Origin of the sequence: Glutamicibacter sp. NPDC087831 (assembly GCF_044742845.1) — a bacterium.
GTDB lineage: Bacteria > Actinomycetota > Actinomycetes > Actinomycetales > Micrococcaceae > Glutamicibacter.
This window is the reverse complement of the sequence record NZ_JBIUVH010000002.1, coordinates 766254-787387: the sequence shown is the minus strand read 5'-3', so window position 1 is coordinate 787387 and position 21134 is coordinate 766254. Positions and strand designations below refer to the sequence as shown.

General features: G+C 63.5%; 20 protein-coding genes. 13 read left to right on the top strand and 7 right to left on the bottom strand.

Features of this window, described 5'->3' with window-relative positions:
- Positions 1-12 precede the first annotated feature (12 nt).
- Complete coding sequence (locus tag ACIOJF_RS10140; protein ID WP_332730912.1) at positions 13-717, top strand: NUDIX domain-containing protein; 705 nt, start codon at positions 13-15, stop codon at positions 715-717.
- 10 nt (positions 718-727) lie between these two features.
- Here ACIOJF_RS10140 and ACIOJF_RS10135 read toward each other — a convergent pair whose 3' ends face one another.
- The gene (locus ACIOJF_RS10135; protein ID WP_332488881.1) at positions 728-1864 is read right to left on the bottom strand and encodes an acyl-CoA dehydrogenase family protein; all 1137 of its coding nucleotides are present in this window, start codon (positions 1862-1864) and stop codon (positions 728-730) included.
- Between the two features lie 118 nt (positions 1865-1982).
- Between ACIOJF_RS10135 and ACIOJF_RS10130 the strand changes: the two genes are divergently transcribed.
- Positions 1983-2492, top strand: coding sequence for a GNAT family N-acetyltransferase (locus tag ACIOJF_RS10130; protein WP_332504326.1), 510 nt, complete (start codon positions 1983-1985; stop codon positions 2490-2492).
- On the opposite strand, the gene ACIOJF_RS10125 is transcribed toward ACIOJF_RS10130, so the two are convergent.
- Positions 2489-2857 (bottom strand): helix-turn-helix domain-containing protein, encoded by a 369-nt coding sequence (locus tag ACIOJF_RS10125; protein WP_105656244.1) that lies wholly within the window; start codon positions 2855-2857, stop codon positions 2489-2491. The two genes, ACIOJF_RS10130 and ACIOJF_RS10125, sit on opposite strands and share 4 nt — an antisense overlap.
- 83 nt (positions 2858-2940) lie before the next feature.
- On the opposite strand from ACIOJF_RS10125, the gene ACIOJF_RS10120 reads away from it, so the two are divergent.
- The 5 genes from ACIOJF_RS10120 (at position 2941) to ACIOJF_RS10100 (ending at position 8669) form a co-directional block, all read left to right on the top strand.
- Positions 2941-3549: an NAD(P)H-binding protein gene (locus ACIOJF_RS10120; RefSeq protein ID WP_332488877.1), complete on the top strand. Its 609-nt coding sequence runs from the start codon at positions 2941-2943 to the stop codon at positions 3547-3549.
- 130 nt (positions 3550-3679) lie between these two features.
- A complete protein-coding gene (locus ACIOJF_RS10115; protein ID WP_332488875.1) occupies positions 3680-5344 on the top strand; it encodes an ABC transporter substrate-binding protein in 1665 nt (554 codons plus the stop codon).
- A 6-nt stretch (positions 5345-5350) separates the two neighbouring features.
- On the top strand, positions 5351-6283 hold the full coding sequence (locus ACIOJF_RS10110; protein WP_402741611.1) for an ABC transporter permease: 933 nt from the start codon (positions 5351-5353) through the stop codon (positions 6281-6283).
- Positions 6280-7077 (top strand): ABC transporter permease, encoded by a 798-nt coding sequence (locus ACIOJF_RS10105; RefSeq protein ID WP_402741610.1) that lies wholly within the window; start codon positions 6280-6282, stop codon positions 7075-7077. The genes ACIOJF_RS10110 and ACIOJF_RS10105 overlap by 4 nt, the downstream gene beginning before the upstream one ends.
- Positions 7074-8669: a dipeptide ABC transporter ATP-binding protein gene (locus ACIOJF_RS10100; protein WP_402741609.1), complete on the top strand. Its 1596-nt coding sequence runs from the start codon at positions 7074-7076 to the stop codon at positions 8667-8669. Before ACIOJF_RS10105 ends, ACIOJF_RS10100 begins: the two co-directional genes overlap by 4 nt.
- On the opposite strand, the gene ACIOJF_RS10095 is transcribed toward ACIOJF_RS10100, so the two are convergent.
- Positions 8666-10354, bottom strand: a complete 1689-nt coding sequence (locus ACIOJF_RS10095) for a long-chain-fatty-acid--CoA ligase (RefSeq protein WP_133834068.1) — start codon at positions 10352-10354, stop codon at positions 8666-8668. The two genes, ACIOJF_RS10100 and ACIOJF_RS10095, sit on opposite strands and share 4 nt — an antisense overlap.
- Positions 10355-10561: 207 nt before the next feature.
- Here ACIOJF_RS10095 and ACIOJF_RS10090 point away from each other — a divergent pair, with 207 nt between their 5' ends.
- The gene (locus ACIOJF_RS10090; protein ID WP_133834069.1) at positions 10562-11560 is read left to right on the top strand and encodes a DNA topoisomerase IB; all 999 of its coding nucleotides are present in this window, start codon (positions 10562-10564) and stop codon (positions 11558-11560) included.
- Positions 11561-11569: 9 nt separating this feature from the next.
- Here ACIOJF_RS10090 and ACIOJF_RS10085 read toward each other — a convergent pair whose 3' ends face one another.
- Complete coding sequence (locus ACIOJF_RS10085; RefSeq protein ID WP_332488865.1) at positions 11570-12670, bottom strand: alanine racemase; 1101 nt, start codon at positions 12668-12670, stop codon at positions 11570-11572.
- A 107-nt stretch (positions 12671-12777) separates the two neighbouring features.
- Complete coding sequence (locus ACIOJF_RS10080; RefSeq protein WP_402741608.1) at positions 12778-13566, bottom strand: IclR family transcriptional regulator; 789 nt, start codon at positions 13564-13566, stop codon at positions 12778-12780.
- A 102-nt stretch (positions 13567-13668) separates the two neighbouring features.
- Between ACIOJF_RS10080 and ACIOJF_RS10075 the strand changes: the two genes are divergently transcribed.
- The 5 genes from ACIOJF_RS10075 to ACIOJF_RS10055 all read left to right on the top strand — a co-directional run bounded on the left by ACIOJF_RS10075 (position 13669) and on the right by ACIOJF_RS10055 (position 19571).
- Complete coding sequence (locus ACIOJF_RS10075; protein ID WP_402741607.1) at positions 13669-14124, top strand: VOC family protein; 456 nt, start codon at positions 13669-13671, stop codon at positions 14122-14124.
- 162 nt (positions 14125-14286) lie between these two features.
- Positions 14287-14991: a CoA transferase subunit A gene (locus ACIOJF_RS10070; protein ID WP_332498840.1), complete on the top strand. Its 705-nt coding sequence runs from the start codon at positions 14287-14289 to the stop codon at positions 14989-14991.
- Between the two features lie 2 nt (positions 14992-14993).
- Entirely contained in the window at positions 14994-15644 is a 651-nt protein-coding gene (locus tag ACIOJF_RS10065) for a CoA transferase subunit B (RefSeq protein ID WP_105656234.1), read from the top strand.
- The gene (locus tag ACIOJF_RS10060) at positions 15641-16810 is read left to right on the top strand and encodes an acetyl-CoA C-acyltransferase (RefSeq protein WP_332498838.1); all 1170 of its coding nucleotides are present in this window, start codon (positions 15641-15643) and stop codon (positions 16808-16810) included. The genes ACIOJF_RS10065 and ACIOJF_RS10060 overlap by 4 nt, the downstream gene beginning before the upstream one ends.
- 238 nt (positions 16811-17048) lie before the next feature.
- Positions 17049-19571, top strand: a complete 2523-nt coding sequence (locus tag ACIOJF_RS10055; RefSeq protein WP_402741606.1) for a hypothetical protein — start codon at positions 17049-17051, stop codon at positions 19569-19571.
- Positions 19572-19669: 98 nt separating this feature from the next.
- Here ACIOJF_RS10055 and ACIOJF_RS10050 read toward each other — a convergent pair whose 3' ends face one another.
- Positions 19670-20230, bottom strand: a complete 561-nt coding sequence (locus tag ACIOJF_RS10050; protein ID WP_402741605.1) for a histidine phosphatase family protein — start codon at positions 20228-20230, stop codon at positions 19670-19672.
- Positions 20231-20294: 64 nt separating this feature from the next.
- The gene (locus tag ACIOJF_RS10045) at positions 20295-21125 is read right to left on the bottom strand and encodes a metallophosphoesterase family protein (RefSeq protein WP_402473598.1); all 831 of its coding nucleotides are present in this window, start codon (positions 21123-21125) and stop codon (positions 20295-20297) included.
- Positions 21126-21134: the final 9 nt, after the last annotated feature.

Below are 21134 nucleotides of genomic sequence, written 5' to 3'. Positions count from 1 at the left end.
ACATGGTAGGCAATGACGACTTCCCCGATACCTGCGACTCCCGCCGAGGTCCCGATCCGCAAAGCGGCCAGTGTTTTGCTGCTGCGCGAGGCAGCTGGCGGGTTTGAGGTTTTCGTCCAGCATCGCGTGAACACCATGGACTTCGCAGCCGGCATGGTGGTTTATCCCGGCGGCCGCGTTGATGCCCAAGACGGCCAAGCGGTGGCGGCAGGAGAGCTGGATCCCGCCTTGCTCAGCGAGCACGCCCGGCAATGGGCGCGCACCTCGATCCTTGGGGAAGGACCAGATCGCGCGGAGCATCTGGCCGGGGAGATCCTGGCCGCAGCACGTCGTGAAGTCTTCGAGGAGACAGGGCTGCTGCTGGATCCTGGCCAACTGCGCCCCTGGGCCAATTGGGTCACCCCAGCCGGTTTCCCGCGGCGGTTCGATACGTACTTCTTTGTCGCGGCCTTGCGCCCCGGCCAGGAACCAGTCCACCAGACCACCGAAGCGGTGATCTCCACATGGATCAGCCCCCAGGAGCTCTTCGCTTCCCTGGAACGCGGCGAGATTAAAATGATGCGCCCCACCCAGCGCACCTTGCGGGATGCGATGGAGCAGGGCGGCATCGAGCAGATCATTTCCAGCGAGCCGGCCATCTCATCGGTTCATCCGGATCCCCGCGATTCCCTCTCGGGAAACGCTGTGCGGAATTCGGAAAAGCAGTTCAACGCCTGATTGCCGCCGGTCAGGATTCCAGCAGCGTGCGTCCAACGATGAGCGACATGATCTCGTTGGTGCCTTCCAGGATCTGGTGCACGCGCAGATCCCGCGTGATCTTCTCCATCCCGTAGTCCGCGAGGTAGCCGTAGCCGCCGTGCAGCTGGATAGCGCTGTTGGCGGCGTTGAACCCGGCGTCCGTGGCCATCTTCTTGGCCATCGCGCAGAGGCGGACGCGGTCCGGGCTCTTCGCGTCCAGTGCGGCGGCGGCACGGCGCAGCAAGGAGCGGGCGGCTTCCAGCTCCATGTCCATTTCGGCCAGCTTGAAGACCAGCGCTTCCTGTCTGGTCAGCGGTCCGCCGAAGGCCTGGCGCTCCTTCAAATACAGCGCCGACTTCTCCAGCGCGCTCTGCCCGCCACCCAGCGAGCAGGCCCCGATGTTCAGGCGGCCGCCATTGAGTGCCTGCATGGCCATGGAGAATCCCTGGCCTTCCTCGCCCAGCAGGTTGGCGGCGGGAATGCGCACGCCTTCCATGATCACCTGGCGAGTGGGCTGCGCCTTCCAGCCCATCTTCTTTTCGTTCGGCCCGAAGCTCAGGCCCTCGGCATCCCCGGGAACAAGGAAGGCGCTGATGCCGCGCGAACCGGTATCAGCGGTACGGGCCATGACGATGTAGAGCGCCGAGCTTCCAGCTCCCGAGATGAATTGCTTGACGCCGCTGAGCACATACTCGTCACCGTCCTTGCGGGCACGGGTTGACAGGGCCGCCGCATCGGAGCCGACTCCGGGCTCGGTCAGGCAGTAGGAGCCCAGGTCGTCCATGGCGGTCATCGATGGCAGCCATTTGGCGCGCTGCGCGTCGTTGCCGAAGGTGTCGACCATCCACACGACCATGTTGTGGATGGAAATGTAGGCGGCCAAGGTCGGGTCGGCCTTGGCGAGTTCCTCGAAGACCAGCACCGCATCGCTGCGGCTCAGACCGGATCCGCCATGATCTTCAGAAACATAGATTCCGCCCATGCCCAGCTGTCCGGCTTCGGCCAGCACATCCACCGGGAAGTGCTGTTCCTGGTCCCACTTCAGGGCATTGGGAGCAATCCTGGTCTCGGCGAAATCATGGACCATCTCGATCAACGACTTCTGGTCTTCGCTTACTTCAAACAACACCGGCTCCTTTGCCTGCACCTTGCGTCTTTGACCTCAGTCTATGTGACGCAAGATACAATGAGGGCCAATAGGATGAGTTCCGAAGCATTCATTTCGAAAGAGTTGGGCTAAGCGCATGCAAATCCGGACAAGCACCGCCGGGGATTGGCCTGGGATCTTCGGCTTCTACCGCAAAATCATGGATGAGGGACAGACCTACGCCTTCCCCCAAGGCCAAACCCTTGAAGAAGCCCGCCCCTGGTGGATGGAGACGCTACCGGGGCAAACGGTCGTTGCCGTGGCAGATGGCAGGATCATCGGCTCGGCCAAGATGGGGCCAAACAAGCCCGGACGGGGAGCCCACATCGCCACCGCGTCCTTCCTGGTCGATCCGGAATGCCGCAATCGCGGCGTGGGACGAGCACTGGGCGAATACGTGATCGACTGGGCCCGGCAGGAAAATTATCACGGCATCCAGTTCAATGCGGTCGTCGAGACCAATGAGGCTGCAGTGCGTCTATGGCAATCGCTGGGCTTCAAGATCCTGGGCACCATTCCGGGCGCCTTCAACCATCCGACCAAGGGGCTGGTGGGCCAGCACTTCATGTTCCTGCCGCTGCGTCCTGCTGCTCCACCTGGCCATTAGCCGCGCGCGTCGAACCGCTCACGGGCAGCGAGCACTTTGGGCACATGCTCCTCGGACCACAGGCGCAGGATTTCCATGGGTTCCAGGATCCCGCGTCCCAAATCAGTCAGCTCGTAGTCGACCCGCACCGGCACCTGGGCATATACGGTGCGCTGCACCAACCCGTCACGCTCCAGGTTGCGCAGGGTATTGGTGAGCACCTTCGGGGTGACCGCGCCGATGCGCTGGCGTAATGCAGAGAAACGTTGCGGGCCGCCAGCCAGGGACAGGAGGACCAGCGGAGTCCATTTATCGCCTAGGCGCTGCATGATTTCACGTGAAGGGCATTGCTGCACGAACACGTCAAAAGAGCCATGGCTATCCATGAGGAAACCTAGTTTCGTTGTAGTGGGCGGTATCTAAAAGATACCATTGTGCCGGACCCAATTTCCCAAGGAAAGAGAACACCATGAAGATTGCAGTTTACGGAGCTACCGGCATGGTCGGCTCGGAAGTCGTTGCCGAAGCCATTTCACGCGGCCATGAGGTCACCTCGGTCTCCCGTTCGGGCAAGGGAATCGACGGAAGCACCACCGTGGCCGCCGAGCTGGGCGACGGGGCAACCTACCGCGACCTGGGAAAGAACAACGACGTGCTCGTCATTGCCGTACCGCCATCGCGCACCGGTGGCGACCACCAGGAATACCTGGATGCCTTCGAGCAGATCACCGAAACCCTGGTCCCAGCCCGCCTGCTGGTTGTCGGCGGCGCCGGCGCTACCGAGGTAGACGGCGTCCGCCTGGTCGACACCCCGGGCTTCCCGGAGGAATACAAGGCCGAAGCCACCACCTGCGCCGAGGTCTACGACATGTTCACCTCGGTTTCCGGCATCACCTGGACCGTCGCGGCTCCAGCCCCGGTGATCATGCCTGCACGCCGCACCGGCAGCTACACCCTGGGCACCGATTCGCCAGCAGGCGACTTCGTTTCCTCCCAGGACTTCGCCGTGGCCATCCTCGATGAAATCGAAACCCCGGTCCACCAGAACCGCCGCATGACCGTGGCCAGCGAAAAGTAGATCCCTCGCGCAGTGCCGCTAGCCAGGTTTCGTCGGATCGGAGCGATTCGCTCCGATCTGACGAATGCGTTCCAGATGGCTAGAGTTGGTTTGGTCATCACCACTAGTTCATCGAGGTAAGCCCTTCCCCATGCAACGAAACTCGCGCGCGTCCAGGATCCTTGGCTGCGCTATCGCGCTCCCGCTCCTTGGATCCCTTCTAGCCAGCTGCTCGGCAGGTGCAGGACCCGATTCCCCCGCAGAGGAGGCGAAGCCGGTTGCCGGCGGCACCCTGGTCTATGCTTCGGGCGACGCCGAGCCGGCCTGCCTGGATCCGCATGTGGGCGGCAACTACCCGCAAGCCCTGGTAGCAAGCCAGTACCTCGAATCCCTGTTCACCAAGGATGCGGACGGGAAGATCATCCCGTGGCTGGCCGAAAGCACCGAAGTTTCCGAGGACGGCCTGACTCGCACCATCACCCTGCGCGATGGGATTTCCTTCACCGACGGCACGAAGCTCACCGCCAAAGCCATCGAAGCCAACATCGAGCACCTGAAGGATCCGAATACCGCGTCCTCCACCGGCTACCTGGCCGTGGGCAAGGTCGTGGATATCGAGATCGCCGATGAGCTCACCGCCAAGCTGACGCTCTCCGCCCCGGATAACGCGCTGCTGGAATCGCTGTCCATGCCATGGACCGCCATCGAATCCCCCAAGGCGCTGGAACGCGACCAGGCGACCAACTGCGCCTCACCGGTAGGCACCGGCCCGTTCAAGGTCGAATCCTGGGAGCACCAGAAGGCCGTGAACCTGGTCCGCAACGAAGACTACGTGCCGCCGGTCAAGAACACGGAGCGCTCCGATTCCAAGGCCTATCTGGAGGCCATCACCTGGCGCTTCATCCCTGAGGCCGCCACCCGCTACGCAGCCCTGGTCTCGGGCGAAGTCGATGTCATCGACAACGCGCAGCCGGACACCATCGCCACGGCAAAGCAGGACGGCTCGCTGGGCCATCTGGACGCCCCGCGCCCGGGTGCTTCCAACCGCCTGGAGCTGAACAGCTCCAAGGCGCCATTCGATGACCAGCGCGTGCGCGAGGCCTTCATCCGTTCCGTGGATGCCAGCGCCGGCGTCAAGGCCCTCTATTTCGGCACCACCGAGCGCAGCTACTCGCTGCTGTCGTCAGCCGAGCCGCTGGGCTACTCCGATGAATCGCTGTTCGGCACCGATGCGGCCAAGGCCAACGCGCTGCTCGATGAAGCAGGCTGGAGCGAACGCGACGCCGAAGGCTACCGCGTGAAGGACGGCAAGCGCCTGTCGCTGGACTTCCCGGTCTCCACCAACCAGTCGGTTCCTGCCGAGCAGTCCCTGTTCGAGCAGTTCCAGGCCCAGGCCAAGGCCGTGGGCTTCGAGGTGAAGATCCAGCTGCTGGACCTGTCCAGCTGGTACGGCGCCCTGGCCAAGCACGATTACAATCTGGTCTCGGCTCCCTACACCAAGGTCGGCCCGTCGGTGCTGCGCATCCTGTACCACTCCGACTCGACCGTCCCGGCGCCATCGGGCTACTTCGCCAACAACGCGCAGGTGAAGAACGAGAAGCTCGATGGGATCCTGGCCCAGGCCGAAGAGGCCAACGATGAAGCCCAGCGCGCTGCGCTGTACGAGCAGGCCCAGAAGCTGGTCCTGGAGGGCTACTACGTGCTGCCGCTCTACGACCAGCAGAACCACTTCCTCTACGGCAAGAACGTGCACGGCATCGGCGCCACCACCGCGGTGTCCTCGCCGGTCTACTACGACACCTTCATCACCAAGTAGCACCCCATGGGCACGATTGCTTGGGCCGGGCGCAAGATCGGCGGCGCGCTGGTGGTGCTGTGGCTGGTGGCCACCGCCATCTTCATCGCCATCCGGCTGATCCCCGGCGACCCGGCCGAAGCAATCATGGGCGGCCCCGGTTCCCAGGCCTCGGCCGAAGCGCTGGCCGCGGCCCGCGCCGAGTACGGACTGGACCTGCCGCTCATCTCCCAGTACCTGATGTACCTGGGCAAGCTGGCCACCTTGGACTTCGGCACCTCCTATTCGCTCAAGCAGCCGGTCGCCGGCATCATGGGCGATCTCCTGCCCAATACCCTCTGGCTTGCGCTGCTGGCCCTGGCGGCCGCCTGGGTGCTGGCCATGGGCTTCGCGGCATCGGCCATGCGGGCCAACCGCTTTGGCGCATGGCTGGGAAATATCGTGGAGATCATTGCCGCCGCCGTGCCGCACTTCTGGCTCGGCGCGGTGCTGATCATGCTCTTCTCCTCGATGCTCGGCTGGCTGCCGGCCGTGGATAACGGCACCGCCCAGGGTTTGGTACTTCCCGTGCTGACCTTGGCATTGCCGCTGGCCGGGTTCCTCACACAGCTGATGCGCGATTCGCTGAGTGCAGCCCTGGGCAGCCAGTTCGCGCTGGCCGCGCGTGCCCGTGGCGAAAGCCGGCTGGCGGTCTTCTGGCGCCATGGCTTGCGCCATGCCGCCTTGCCTGCCCTGGGCCTGACCGGCTGGGCTTTCTCCTCGCTGCTTTCCGGCGCGGTGGTGGTCGAGGCGATCTTCGCCCGTCCGGGTCTGGGGCGCTCGCTGCTTTCTGCGGTGCTGGCCCGCGACATCCCGATGGTCACCGGCATCGCGCTCTTCTCCGCACTGGTCTACATCGTGGTCATGGCGATCACCGAAGGCATCGAGCGAGCCATCAATCCGGCAGGGGCGAGCTCATGAGCCGCACCGCAAGAATCTTCGCCGCCGCATTCGTCGCCCTGTGGGTGCTCATCGCGCTGGCTCCCTCGGTGCTGGCCCCGGGCGACCCATTGGCCATCAACCCGGCCGAGGCATTCAGCAAACCCGGGGCCGCGCATTTCTTCGGCACCGACGAATCGGGCCGCGACATCTATACCCGTGTCATCCATGGTGCCCGCGACTCGCTGGCTATCGGCCTGGCGGCCACGGGATTGGGCATGGGATTGGCCATCGTCTTGGGCACAGTTGCGGCATTGTCCCCGCGCTGGCTCGACGAGATCATCCTGCGCGTGCTCGAAGCGCTCTACGCGATTCCATCCTTGCTCATGGCACTGCTGATCATTGCCTTCACCGGCCCCGGTGTCGGTCCGGCCATCGTCGCGGTGGGCCTGTCCACCGCACCGGGATATGCCCGGCTGGTGCGCAGCCAGATCCGCACGCTGAAGAGTTCGGAAATGCTGGAGGCAGCCACCGTGCTGGGCCGCGGCTCGTGGCTGTTGGTCCGCAACCATTTGGTTCCCAACGCCCTCAAGCCCCTGCTGGCTCTGGTGACCTTGGGGATCGGCCAAGCCGTGATCTGGGCTGCTGCCCTGTCCTTCCTGGGCTTGGGCACTCCCCCGCCAGCTCCCGAATGGGGTGCCATGCTTTCGGCCGGGCGCACCTACCTGCACTTCGCGTGGTGGATGAGCTTGTTCCCCGGCTTGGCGATAGTTGTCGTGGCCGCAGGCGCCACGCTGATTGGCCGCGCGCTGGGCGGAAGGGCAAGGACAGCATGAACGAGCAAGCACTGATTACGGTCAAGGACCTTTCGGTCCGTTTCGGTTCCGCCGTGGCGGTGAAGAACATTTCCTTCACCGTAAAGGCCGGACGTTGCCTCGCATTGGTCGGCGAATCAGGGTCGGGCAAATCCGTGACTGCCCGCAGCCTGCTGGGACTGTCCGGAGGCATCGCGAAAGCCGACGAGCTGACTGTCTGCGGGCAGGACGCCTTGGAGCTTTCCGACCGCGGCTGGCAGCAGATCCGCGGGAATTCGGTGTCCATGATCTTGCAGGATGCGCTGATGGCGCTCGATCCGCTGCGCCCGGTGGGCCGGGAAATCGGTGATGCGCTCAAGGCGCACGGCAAGATGTCCAAATCCGAGCGCCAGCAGCGAGTGCTCCAGGTGCTGGAATCCGTGCGCATGCCCGAGCCCGGGCGCCGTGCCAAGCAGCGTTCCACCGAGCTCTCTGGCGGCATGCGCCAGCGTGCCCTGATTGCCCAGGCCCTGGCCGGCAACCCGCAGGTAGTCATCGCCGATGAGGCAACCACCGCCTTGGACTCGGCGCTGACAGCACTGGTCCTTTCGCAGCTGCGCGAGCTCAAGGAGCAGGGCCGCGGCGTGCTGATGATCAGCCACGATCTGGCCCAGGTAGCGCATTTGGCCGACGACATTGCGGTGATGCGCAACGGTGCAATCGTTGAGGCCGGCAGCACCGGGCAGATCCTGGGCGACCCGCAGCACGAGTACACCCGCCAATTGCTGCGGGCCGTGCCTTCGGGGATACCGCGCTTCGCCCCGTTGTCGGCAGCCAGCAAGCCGTTGACGGCACCACCGCCAGAAGCACCCGCCACTACTGCCCCCGCGTTATCAGTCACGCAGCTGTCCAAAACGTTCGGCAAGCACCAGGCCGTGGATGCGATCAGTTTCGAACTGCCCCGGGGCAAGACCCTGGGCGTTGTCGGCGAATCCGGGTCCGGGAAGACCACCACCGCGCGCATGGTGCTGGGCTTGCAGAAGCCTGATGCAGGCAACGTCAAGCTGCTCGGCGAGCACTTTGCCCCGGCCCTCGAATCCCAGCGCCGAAAGCTGCGCGAACAAATGGGTGCGATCTACCAGAACCCGTTGGGGTCTTTCGATCCGCGCTATTCGGTGGGGCAGCTGCTGGCCGATGCGCTGAGCCGCGGCAAGTCCAAGCGCGCAGCCGAGTACCGCAAGCCGGCGGCTGAACTGCTCGAACAAGTCGAGCTGTCCACCGAATTGCTGGGCCGCAACCCGCGCGAGCTTTCCGGCGGGCAGCGCCAGCGCCTGGCGATTGCACGCGCGCTAGCGCCCAAGCCGCAGGTGCTGGTCCTTGACGAGCCGGTCTCGGCCTTGGATGTATCAATCCAAGCCACGGTGCTGGACCTGCTGGATCGGATCCAGCTGGACACCGGAACCAGCTACCTGTTCATCAGCCATGACCTGTCGGTGATCGAGCACATGAGCGACTCCGTTGCGGTGATGCATGAAGGCAAAATCATCGAGCAGGGCTCTACTGACCAAGTCTTCGGCGCCCCGCAGCATGACTACACGAAACTGCTGCTCTCGGCGATGCCGCGGTTGCGCTAGACCAGATCGACCATCTGGTCCTTGACCTGCTTGCGCAGGATCTTGCCCAGCAGCGAGCGCGGCATCTCATCGATCTGCACAATGCGCTTAGGCACCTTGTAGGCGGCCAGCAGCTCGCGGCAGTGGGCGCGCAGCGCGTCCTCGTTCAGCCCGCACCCCTCTTCGAGCTGCACCGCGGCAACTACCATTTCGCCGCCGCGGGCCAACGGCTTTCCGAAGACCGCGGCATCGGCCACGTCAGCGTGCTGGCGCAGGGCGATCTCGACCTCGGTCGGTGAAACGTTGAAGCCGCCGGTGATGATCAGCTCCTTGGCGCGGTCCACCACCTGGGCGAAGCCGTCCTCGTCAACGGTGACCACATCGCCCGAACGCAGCCAGCCGTCCCCGGTCTTGGCCTTGGCCGTTTCCTCCGGGTTGTTCCAGTAGCCCTGGAACACCTGCGGGCCCTTGATCAGCAATTCGCCCGGTTCTCCCTGGGCCACTTCCCGGCTCGGGTCCTCCACGTCGACGACCTTCATCAGTGTCGAGGGGAAGGGCACGCCGATGGTGCCGGTGCGGCGGCTGGGGTGGAACGGGTTGCCCAAGGCCACCGGCGAGGACTCGGTCATGCCGTAGCCTTCTACCAGCAGGCCGCCGGACATCGATTCCCACAGCTCCACCACATGGTCGGGCAGGTTCATCGCCCCGGAGATGCAGTACTTGGCGCTCTTCAGCGAGACACCGCGCTCCTTGGCCGCCAGGGCGGTGCGCTCGTAGATCGGCGGCACCGCGCAGTACACGGTGGCCGGGGACTTCTTCCAGGCATCCAGGATCATCTGCGGATCGAACTTCGGGAAGAGCACCAGCAGGCCCTGCTTCTTCACGCCGAAGGTCAGGTACAGGGTCATGCCGAAGGCATGGAACATCGGCAGGATCGCGTAGAGGATTTCCTCGCGCTCCTGCGCCCCGAGCATCCAGGCCTCGCCCTGCAAGGCGTTGGAATAGAGGTTGAAGTGGGTGAGCATGGCGCCCTTGGGATGGCCGGTGGTCCCCGAGGTGTACTGGATGACCGCCAGGTCATCGACATCCGGATGCGGGTGGTTCGCATCCAATTGCGCACCGGAGAGCAGGTCCTTCCATGCCACGGTGCCCGAGGTGCGGGCCGTGAGCGACGCCTTGGTCTCGCGCAGCTTCTTGACCGGCAGGTTCAGCGCCAGGCGCTTGACCGCGGGGAAGGCTTCCAGCAGGTTGACCGAGACGATCGAGTCCAGCTGCACGTCCTTGGGGAATTCCTGGACGTTGGCCACGACCTTGTCCCAGGCAATCGCGATGCGCGCCTGGTGGTCCTCGAACTGGTGGCGCAGTTCCCGCGAAGTGTACAGCGGGTTGTGCTCCACCACGACGGCGCCAAGGCGCAGGATCGCGTAGAAGGCGATCACGTGCTGCGGGCAGTTGGGCAGGATCAGCGCAACGCGGTCGCCGGCGCGCACGCCGAGCTTGCGCAGGCCCTCGGCGGCCTTGGCTACCTGCGCGCCCAGATCGGCGTAGCTGGTGCGGCGGCCGAAGAACTCGGTCGCAGGGTTCTGGCCGGCTTCACGCACGGAGCGCTCGAACATGCGGCTGAGCGGTTCGGTGGGCAGCTCGATTTCGGCCGGGACTCCCGGCTGGTAATTTGCCACCCATGCGGGCGCAGCACTATTTTCCATACCTCCAATCATGCCCTGTAACGAAGCGCGGCGCGATTCCAGGGCTTCCCAGGCGCAAACGACGCGCTGCAGGTGGCGGATCCGCCCGCTGGCAGAAATACCCCGGCACCGCACAGCTGGGATTTTCCTGCGAACACCCGGAGCAGGGCAGCGATCGGCGATAGCGTGTGCGTGATTGCACGGCTACGCAACTACCGGGAGGCGTCCATGGCAGCACGCCGAAGCAAACGGCTTCCCATCACGCGCCGGCGCGCGGGAACCGGCTTCTTCTATCTGGAAGGGGCACGCACGGTGAAGGACCAGCACCTGCTGGATCGGATCAGGCAATTGTCGATCCCGCCGGCATGGAAACAGGTCCAGATCGCGGCCAGTGCGCGGGCCAAGGTCCAAGCTCGCGGAATCGATGCGGCAGGGCGCACCCAAATGATCTACCACCCTGATTTCCGCGAGCGGCAGGATGCCGCCAAATTCGACCGGTTGCCGGCGTTCGGCCGCGCACTGCCCAATCTCCGCCGCCAGCTGCTGCGGGATCTGCGCCGGGGAAGAAACGACAAGGACAGGGTCACTGCGGCCGTGGTCCTGCTGCTGGATCTGCACCTGCTGCGCATCGGCACGCACGCCTACTCGCGTTCCAACCAATCCTTCGGGGCCGCTTCGCTGCGAGCCAAGCATCTGGAGGTCCAAGGGCATTGCGCCACCCTCGAGTTTCCCGGCAAGAGCGGCCAGCAGCAGCATGTGAAAATCAGGAGCCGGCGACTGGCACGAGTGCTGATCCAATTGCGCGATCAGCCGGGCTACGAGCTTTTCCGCTACCTGGATGACGATGGGCACTCGCACCTGCTCCAGCCTGCGCAAATCAACCGGTACCTCGAGGAGCACCTGGGTAGCGGATTCACCGCCAAGGACTTCAGGACCTGGGGCGGCAGCTTAGCGGCTTTCAGGGCACTGATCGAGGCTCCCGCCTCGGCTATGGCTGCCGATGATGCCAGGAATCTGCGCAAGCTGGCCATCGAGCAGGCCGCCGGAAAACTGGGCAATACTCCCGAAATCGCGGCCGGCTCCTATATCGATCCCCGTGTGCTGGAGCTGGCGGACGATCCGGAAAAATTGGCGGCGCTGCGCCGTTCCAAACGGCAGCTGGGGACCAAGAACCATTTGGATCCGGCTTCGCGCTGCCTGCTGCGGTTCCTTGAAAGGGCCAGCTAGGTTCAGAATCTAGAAGTTCAGTCCTCTGGCCGCTACATCCCATACCTCGCTGGTGCCGTCCTCATGCACTGCCAGCACGTTGTCGACCAGGTTCACCGCGACGCAGACATGGTTCGGGATGACGTGGAGCTGCTCGCCGTGGGCCGGCAGGTCCAAGTGCTCGGGCCACAGCACGGTGGCGTGATGCTCCGATAGTGCGCTGATGCGGGCTTCAGGGCACTGGGCGATGCGCCCGTATCCGGTGGCCCAGGCCGGGCGGTCGCTTCCGAGCACCTTGCTGCCGGCGTCCAGCACGATGCGCCGGGGAATCTGCCCATCGCCTTCATGGCGGCTGATCACGGTGGAGGCGACGGTCAGGGAAATATCCTCCCAGCGCACGCGCCCCAGCTCGAACTGCTGCGCATCGCCGAAGACGTATACCCCTGGACGCACCTCGGTCAGCACCGAGTTGTCGCTCAGTTCGGCGGTCGGGGTGGAGCCCCCGCTGATGCGCTTGATGGCATGCCCGGCCTCGCGCAGCAGGCACGCCGCTTCGGCCAGGGCCTTGTGCTCATCGTTGAGTGCCGCGTCGATGCCGTCCGGCGAGTAGCTGTGGCCGGGGAAGGTGAAGATCCCATGCACGCGCATGCCTGCCGCACGGGCGGCATCGGCTATTTCCACCGCGCCTTGCGGGCTGGTGCCGCTCCGATGATGGCCACTGTCGATCTCGATGACGAGCTTGATCTTGGAGGCCTTCTCCCCCAGCATCCTGGCCATCTGCTGCACGGCCTGGACAGAGTCCGTGCCGATGCTCAGCTTGGCACGGCGCATCAGCTCCAGGATGCGTGCCGCCTGGGATCCATTGACCCACAAAGGGTAGGCGATGAAGATCTTCGCGACCCCGTGCAGCGCAAACGCGAGGGCTTCGCCGACGGTTGCCACGGTGAGTCCGGCGGCACCGGCGTCCATCTGGCGTTCGGCGATTTCATGCATCTTGTGCGTCTTGGCATGCGGGCGCAGTTTCAGGCCCTGGCTCGCCACCCGGTGGGCCACCCGGTCAATGTTCTGCTGGAGCTTCGCTACGTCAACGATGACCTGCGGGGTGTTGATTCCGGCCGGGATAGTGCCCAAATTTTCCGTCCTTCTGCACTTGGCTGCGTCACGGGGAATCCTGGAAATAGGCATTCCCGCCGATCTGAAAGATTACCGCAGGAAGCTTTGTACAGGGGAAGGAAAAACTAGCGTGGCAGCGTGCTTGACCGGGCCGACAGCTTGGTGGACAACTCATGCGCGTGGTGCAGCAGCAGGTTGCCCAGCTCTTCGCGGCGGTCCGCTTCAAAGCGCGTGTGGATCCCGGTCAGGCTCAGTGCCCAGGCAGGCTGTCCCGAGTTGTCGAAAACCGTAGCGCCCATGCCCCAGCTGCCCTCGACGATCAAGCCGGGGTTGACCGAATAGCCCAGCTGGCGGGTTTCGGCGACCTTTTTGCGCAGCTCTTCGCGCGAATGCGCCGGCCCATATCCTGGCTCTAGATCGGCATCGCGCAGGTAGCGCTCAATGCCCTGTTCAGGCAGGAAAGCAAGGATCGCGATTCCGGCCGAAGCGACTCCCAGCGGGAAGCGCCGTCCTTCATACAGCACGAACGAGCGGATGGGAAAGGCTCCATCCTGGCGCAGCAAGCACACGGTTTCGTCCCCTCGCCGCGCCGAGAGGAACGCACTTTCCCCGGTCGCCTCGGCCAGCGCGGCGACATGCTCGCGGGCCAGTTCGCTGATGTCGTAGCGCTCGGCTGCCACCGCGCCCATGAGGTAGAGCTCGGGGCCAAGCAGCCAGCGGCCGGTGCGATGATCGTGGTCGCAGAATCCTTCGGTGGCCAACGCGCTGAGCAGCCGATGCACGGTGGGCCGGGCCAAACCGGTGCTCCGGGCAGTTTGCGTCGTGGTGATGCCCTCGGGCATTGCTGTGCTCACGGTGCGAAGCACGGCAGCCAGCCGCCCTACGACTTGGGTTCCAGCCGGGGAATTGCTCATGACCACATTATGGACGATCGGTTACGGGCCGGATAATTCCCGCTTCATACTTTGTCGCCGTACCCCTGTTGCTATCGAGCTGGTCGGCGGATAATTCAGCACATGGAAAATACATGGCAAATCGTCATCGACTGCGCCCGCCCGCAAGCAATGGTCCGGTTCTGGGCCGAAGCCTTGCGCTACGTTCCCGAGCCCGCCCCGGACGGGCATCCCACGTGGCGCGCCTACTGGCAGTCCATGGGCGTGCCGGATGATGAATTGCCGCCCGGAACCGGTGATGAACCGGAGTCGCTGGTCGATCCGCAAGGTGGTGGGCCAAGGATTTGGTTCCAGCAGGTACCGGAGGCCAAGAGCATCAAGAATCGCCTGCATCTGGACTTGCTGGTCAGCGGCGGCCGCGGCGTTCGCTTCGAGGAACGCAGGAAAATCATCACCGACGAGGCAGAGCGCCTGGTGGCCCTGGGGGCCAAAGTCCGCACCGTTCACGACATGCCGGAGATGGGCCATTTCGCTATCTGCATGCTCGATATCGAAGGTAACGAGTTCGACATCGTCTAGCCCTCTCAGATGTGTCCATAATATGGACCGCTTGGCCATTCCTCCTCACCATCCGACCAGTTACCCGGCAATGCACCGGGTCTATTGCATGCTCACCTGCGACTACGTACGTTAGAGGATAAGCACATCCGCGCTCCACATAGTGGACACATGGAGGAATCGATGACAACGAAGTTTCGGGATGACGCAGCCGCCGCCTTGGCTGCCGTCGTCAAGGATGGCATGACCATCGCAGTAGGCGGTTTCGGCCTCTCCGGCATCCCCAACCGCCTGATCACCGCACTGCGGGATTCGAAGGCAACCAACCTGACCATCGTGTCAAACAACATGGGCGTAGACGGCAAGGGGCTGGGCATCCTGCTGGAAAATAAGCAGGTCTCCAAGGTCCTGGCCTCCTACGTCGGGGAGAACAAGCTGTTCGCACAGCAGTTCCTCGATGGGGACCTGGAAGTTGAATTCTGCCCGCAGGGCACCTTGGCCGAGCGCTTGCGCGCTGGCGGGGTGGGCATTCCCGCCTTCTTCACCCCCACCGGCGTGGGAACTCCGATCGCCGAAGGCAAGGAAGTCATGGAATTCAACGGCAAGCCAGCGATCCTCGAGCGTGGCATCTTTGCCGATATCGCACTGGTCAAGGCGCACCAGGCCGACGCCGAAGGCAACCTGCGCTACCGGATGACCTCGAAGAACTTCAACCCGCTGGCCGCCATGTCCGGCCGCCATACCTTCGCCGAAGCCGAGGAAATTGTCGAGGGCTATCTGGATCCGTCGCTGGTGGAGACCCCCGGCATCTTCGTGCAGACCCTGGTGCAGGCCGATGCGGTCAAGGACATTGAACAGCGCACCGTGCGCAGCCGAAAGGAGGCCTGAGCATGTGGACACGCGATGAAATGGCGGCCATTGCCGCTAGCGAATTAACCGACGGCCAGTATGTGAATCTCGGTATTGGAATCCCCACGATGGTGGCCAATAACCTGCCGGAAGGCGTTTCGGTCAAGCTGCAAAGCGAAAACGGCCTGCTGGGCATGGGTCCCTTCCCCTATGAAGGTGAAGAAGATGCGGATCTGATCAATGCAGGCAAGCAGACCGTGACCATCCTGCCCGGCGGCAGCTTCTTCGATTCGGCGACCTCCTTCGGCATGATCCGCGGCGGCCACGTCCAGACCGCGATCCTCGGCGCCCTGCAAGTGGCCGCCAATGGCGATCTGGCCAATTGGACCATCCCGGGCAAGCTGGTCAAGGGCATGGGCGGCGCCATGGACCTGGTCGCCGGCACCCCGCGCGTGATCGTTCTGACCGATCACGTGGCCAAGGACGGGACATCCAAGATTGTGGAGAAATGCGACCTGCCGCTTACGGGAGTCGGCGTGGTCAACCGCATCATCACCGACCGAGCAGTGTTTGATATAGAAAACTCGACCTTGACCCTGCGTGCAGTAGCCCCGGGTGAAAGCGTGGAAACCATCAAGGAAATCACGGCAGCAGAATTTGCCGTGGATATTGTGGAGGATCTGAAAGCATGACCGCAAAGATTGTGGGCTACGCCCGTACCCCATTCGTGAAATTCAACGGCGCCTTCGCCGCTGTTCCAGCCACCGAGCTCGGCGCCCATGCCGGCAAGGCCGCGCTGGAACGTGCCGGAGTTGATCCCAGCGAAGTCCAGCAAGTCATCGCCGGCCAGGTGCTGCAAGGTGGCGCCGGCCAGAACCCGGCCCGTCAATCCGCTGTGGGTGCCGGTATTGCGCTGGACGTTCCGGCCATCGCCGTGAATGCCGTATGCCTCTCAGGTGCCGAGGCCGTTGTGGCAGGAGCCCGCCTGATCAATAGCGGCGAGGCAGACGTTGTCCTGGCTATCGGCCAGGAATCCATGTCGCTGGCTCCGCACGTGCAGCGCGCCCGTGCCGGAACCAAATACGGTGCCATTGAACTGATTGACACCCTGGAATACGACGGCCTGACCGATGCTGCCGAGAAGCGTTCGATGGGCGCTTCCACCGAGGAGCACAATGCCAAGTTGTCGATGACCCGCGAGGCCCAGGATACGGTCTCGGCCGCATCCCACCAGCGCGCTGCCGCGGCCCGAGATTTCGCAGCCGGCGAGATTGCGCCATTTACCATTTCCAGCCGTCGCGGCGACACCACGATCAGCGAAGATGATGGCATCCGCGAAGCAACCACCGTGGAATCCTTGGGCAAGCTGCGTCCGGCCTTTGCCAAGGAAGGCACCATTACCGCAGGCAACTCCTCGCAGATCACTGACGGCGCAGCAGCCGTGGTGCTGGCCAGCGATGCGGCCATTGAGCGCCTGGGCCTGGAGCCGCTGGCTGAAATTCTCTCGCACGCTTTCGTTGCCGGCCCGGACCGCACCCTGCACGAGCAGCCATCCAATGCCATCAGCGCAGCCCTGGAGAAGGCCGGCGCCAAAGCCCAGGATCTGAAGGCCGTCGAAATCAATGAGGCGTTCGCCGCTGTTTCGGTGCAGTCCACCAAGGCACTGGGTCTCGATGCCTCCATCGTGAATCCGCATGGTGGCGCGATTGCCCTGGGCCACCCGATCGGCGCTTCCGGTGCACGCATCATTGGCACGTTGGCCCGCCAGCTCCACGAGATGCCGGCCGGCTCGCTGGGCGCCATCGGCATCTGCGGTGGCGGCGGCCAGGGCACCGCAATGGTGCTGCGTTCGCTGTAGCCGCTGCCCGATTAGCCGGTGCGGTTGGGTCTGTCGGGATCCAACCGCACCGGCTTTTCCTTTTACCGGTGAAGTGAAAGGCGGAACTCGCTCCTTAACCCGCCGCATGTTTCTTAACTGGACTTTGTTCTTCCACTTACTTGTTATGTAATTGGAAGGTCATATTCCAATTGTTCGACTTTAAGTTTCCAAGAACGCACGGATGTGACGCCATCATCGCACCATGTGAGGACTCACCTTGGAAAATACGCAATTGCCTGATGATCCGAAGGTGCCACCGGCACCTTCGGATCCATTGCCAGCGCCGGCGGCACCGGCGAACCCGTTCCAGAATGCCGGGCAGAACCGGCAGGTCAGGAAATTCACCAACGCGGTCCTGGAACTGAAGTCCCGTGCCAGCCTGCAGCTTCTTGGATTCCAAGCCGGCGCCATTGCGGCCATTGGCATCGTCCTGGCTCTTTGCTACCTGATCCCCCTGACCTCGATGGCCAAGGAGATCGGTGGCGGCAGCTCCGCTGAATTCAACGTGGCGTCCCAGCTCAATTCCTTCAAGGCCTTCATCATAGTCTTCGGTGCCGTCCTGGGCGGCGGGCTGAAGATCACCGGATCCGGAGGCGGATTCGGCATGTTCGGCGAGCTCAGCCTCGCATTCGCCCTCGTTTCGGTCACCTCCATCGTGGCAATCTGCGCCGCGAACTACCTGATCGTGCGCAAGCTGCGTCGTGGCGCACGCAACGGCGGTTGGAAGAGCGCTGCATTGGCCTCCGGACTGCACGCGCTGGTCCTGGCATTGGTCTTCCTGGTCATTGCGCTCTTCGGGAAGCTCAGCATCCAGGGTGGCGAATTCTTCTCCGCCGCGGTGTCCCCGCGATATGCAGGTGTCTTCTTCACGATTGCCTTGGCCGTTTTCTTCTCGCAGTTCCTTGCCACCGCACCCCAGCGCGCCAACGCCGGATCCCCATTGATTACCGGCGTCCGCGAGGCCGTGGCCCTGGCCGTTTCGACCTTGGCGGCTTTCGCCTTGGTCGGCATCATTGCCGCATTCACCCAGCGTCCAGATGACATGCCCTGGAGCTTGGGCCTGATCCTGCTCCCGCTGCTGGGAACCATCGGTTCATATGTGGCAGCGTTGGGCTTCCTCGGGGCGCTGGCTCCGAATGTCTCCGGCATGGCCAGCTTCCTGGGCGAATACACCGCCGATGCCATGCCCGAATCCGTCCTGCACATCTGGGATATCGCCGACGGCAAGGGTGCTTGGCTCCTGGTCCTGAGCGCCCTCCTGGTACTCCTGGCGGCTATCCGTATTGGCGTGCACCGTGGTCGACTGGCCACTGGTTTCAACCTGCAGCGCGCTTGGCAGCTGCCAGTGGCGGCTTTGGTCCTGTGGATGATTCTTGCCGGGCTGACCAACATCTCCCTGGGTGGCGCCATCACCGCCAACGAGATGGGCAACATGAGCGGCAGCATGTCCTATGGCATCACCTGGTACTCGGTGATCTTCCTGGCACTCGGGGCCGCAGTTGTCTCGCTGCTGGCAGAAGTCCTGCCCTTGCAGGTCTACCGCTTCGCCCCATCCCTGCTGGCAGTGATTGCCGGCAAGGACGCCGCAGCGCGATGGATTTCCGGCCAGGCACCCGCCGTTGCTCCGGCTTCGCCGGTTGCAGCCGCACCCAGCCAGGCTGCTCCAGTTGCCGCCGCAGCCCAATCCACCCCTGCCGCGGCCGCCAACGGCCAGCCGATGGCTGGTGAACCGGCTCCGGCGCTGGCCCCGGCCTCGGAAGAGTCCAAGAAGAAGGCCAAGGCCGTTGGCTTCTCGGTTCTTGCGCTGGCAGTCATTGCCGGTCTGGGCTTCGGTGCCATCGCCTACCTGAACGGGCAGCGCAAGCCCGAAGCTGAAGTTGAGAAATACCTCGCGCTGCTTGCCGAGGGCCAGGCCGGCAAGGCGACCGAGATGGTCGACCCGGGGATCGACAACGCCTCGCGCGTCCTGCTCAGCGACGATATCCTGGGCAACGCCAAGCAGCGCTTGGAACTCGTTGATGTCATCGAGGAATCCAAGGGCAAGGACTCGGCCCGTGTGCGAGCGATCTACTCCATCAACGGCGAGCGCCACGAACGCTCCTTCAATGTCGACGCGGGCGACAAGGACTTCGGCCTGCTCGATACCTGGGTGCTCAATGAAGCATTGATTGTTCCGGTGGAGATCACCTCCGATAAGAGCTCGGAAGTCACTGTCGGCAAGGCCAAGGTCAAGCTGCTTGAAAGCGAGGACTACTACGGCGAGGGAAGTTCCTTCACCGGCAGCTTCTCCGCCTACCCGGGCATCTATGATGTCTCAGCGCCTGGCAATGAATACCTGACGAGCGAAGCGCAGGAATTGCGCGTCAACCATCCTGATTCGCAGCCGGCACAGGCGGCGCTGGTTACGACCACCACCGAGAAGCTCGACGAGCTGGTTCTGGATGAGGTCAAGAAGTTCGCTACTGCCTGCGTGACCGTTCCAACCAACCTCGATGACGGTTGCCCGAGCACCTTGCAGTCCAAGGACATCGCATCGTTCTCTGTGAAGTCGCATGCTGAAAGCGTGGCCATCGAGGAATCGGGCAGTTTCTCAAGCTCCGAGATCGTCTTCAAGTACAAGCTCAATGACACGGAGTTCATTGATTACGACGAAGAAGAGCTCACCCGCAGCTTCACGGGCAGCGTGGATTGGTACGGCGAGAAGCCCCAGGTCACCGTCGAAGGCGCATCCTGGTGGTAAGCCGCTGCTTCAGCTGTTGCTAGCCCGCCGCTGACTAGAACGCAAAGCCGCGTGCCGGCCATGATCCATGGCCGGCACGCGGCTTTGCTCTTTGCTTCCTAATGCCACAGCGGTTCGCGCGAGACGTGGTTGACCAGTAGCTGCGCATCCAGCTCGACATAGGTTCCATTGGCCATGCGCGGATTGCTTTCGCCGGTGAGCACGGCGATTACCGAGCAGATCAAGGCGCTGTGGCTCACGACCATCACGTTCTGCCCGGGATGCTGATGGCAGATCTTGAACAATGCGTTCACTGCACGCCCCACCAGATGTTCTTCGGTTTCTCCGGTGCCAACCAGCAGTTGGCGTTGTTCGTCGGCGCCATCGGCCACCAGGGTGCCTTCGAGATCGCCGAAGTCCTGCTCCATCAGTTCCTGGTTTTCGTGCAGGGCACGGATGCCCAGGCTATTGGCGAGGATCTGCGCTGTTTGGCGGGCACGGAACAACGGGGAGGAATACACTGCGTCCCAAGTGCCTTCGGGTGCCAGCTCGGTGGCCAGCTGCTGGGCTTGGCGGATGCCGGTATCGTTCAGTGGCAGGTCGCTGCGTCCATGCAGGCGTCCTGCCTTGTTCCATTCGGTCTGTCCGTGGCGGATCAGGATCAGTTTCTTTGCGCTCATCGTCTTCTTCTTTCTGGCATGCACCGAAGCAACTGGTGCCCGGTGCGAAGTAGCGTTCTTGGAGTCAGTTGCCGGTCTGCGAACTCTTGACCGGCGCTGGCAGCGGGGTGCTGGCGTGCAGCGCGGCGTACTGGCCGCTGGTTGCAGCGAACGCGTCGACCGATTTGGCTCCGACCTTGATGACGTTGAATCCCGCTGCGGGTTCGTCAACGATCTGCGTCGGGGCAAATGGATTCATGTTGTAGGACACTGCGGGAGCCATGAACACCGGGGTGCTCAACAGCTGGCTGGTGGACGCTTGATGGTAGTGGCCGCTAAGGATTGCACGGATATCGCTTCCGGCGGCGATGGCCGCCAGCTCCATCGGGTTCTCCAGCCCGCGGCCGGCGCGGGCTTCATTGGCGGCTTCCACCGGAGGATGGTGCAGCAGCAGCAGGGATCCGCGCGGCGCCGGAACCGCCAGCAGCGAGGCAAGCCAATCGAGCTGCCGCTGTTCCAGGCGTCCCCGGGCCAACTGGAATCCCCCGCTGTCCAATCCGATAATCCGTAGTCCCAGGATCTCGTGCACCGTGTCGGCTGGATGCGGACCGGTGGACAGGCGCCTGGTGTTGAAGGATTCTCCAATCGCGCCCAACGGATCATGGTTGCCCGGAACGGTGATGACCGGGCAATCCAGTTCACGCTGGGCCTGGTTGAAGATCCCTGCGGCCCGCTCATGGATGTCCGAACCGCGGTCTGCGATATCGCCGGTCACCACAATGGCATCCGGATCCAGGCAAGCGGCTGCTTCCAGCGCCTGTTCTGTTCGTTGCCACGAATCAATGGATCCGTGAAGCAGCTGCCCTTCGGGACGCAGGTGGGTGTCGCTCAATTGGATTATCGTCAGAGGTTCCATTTTTTCCTC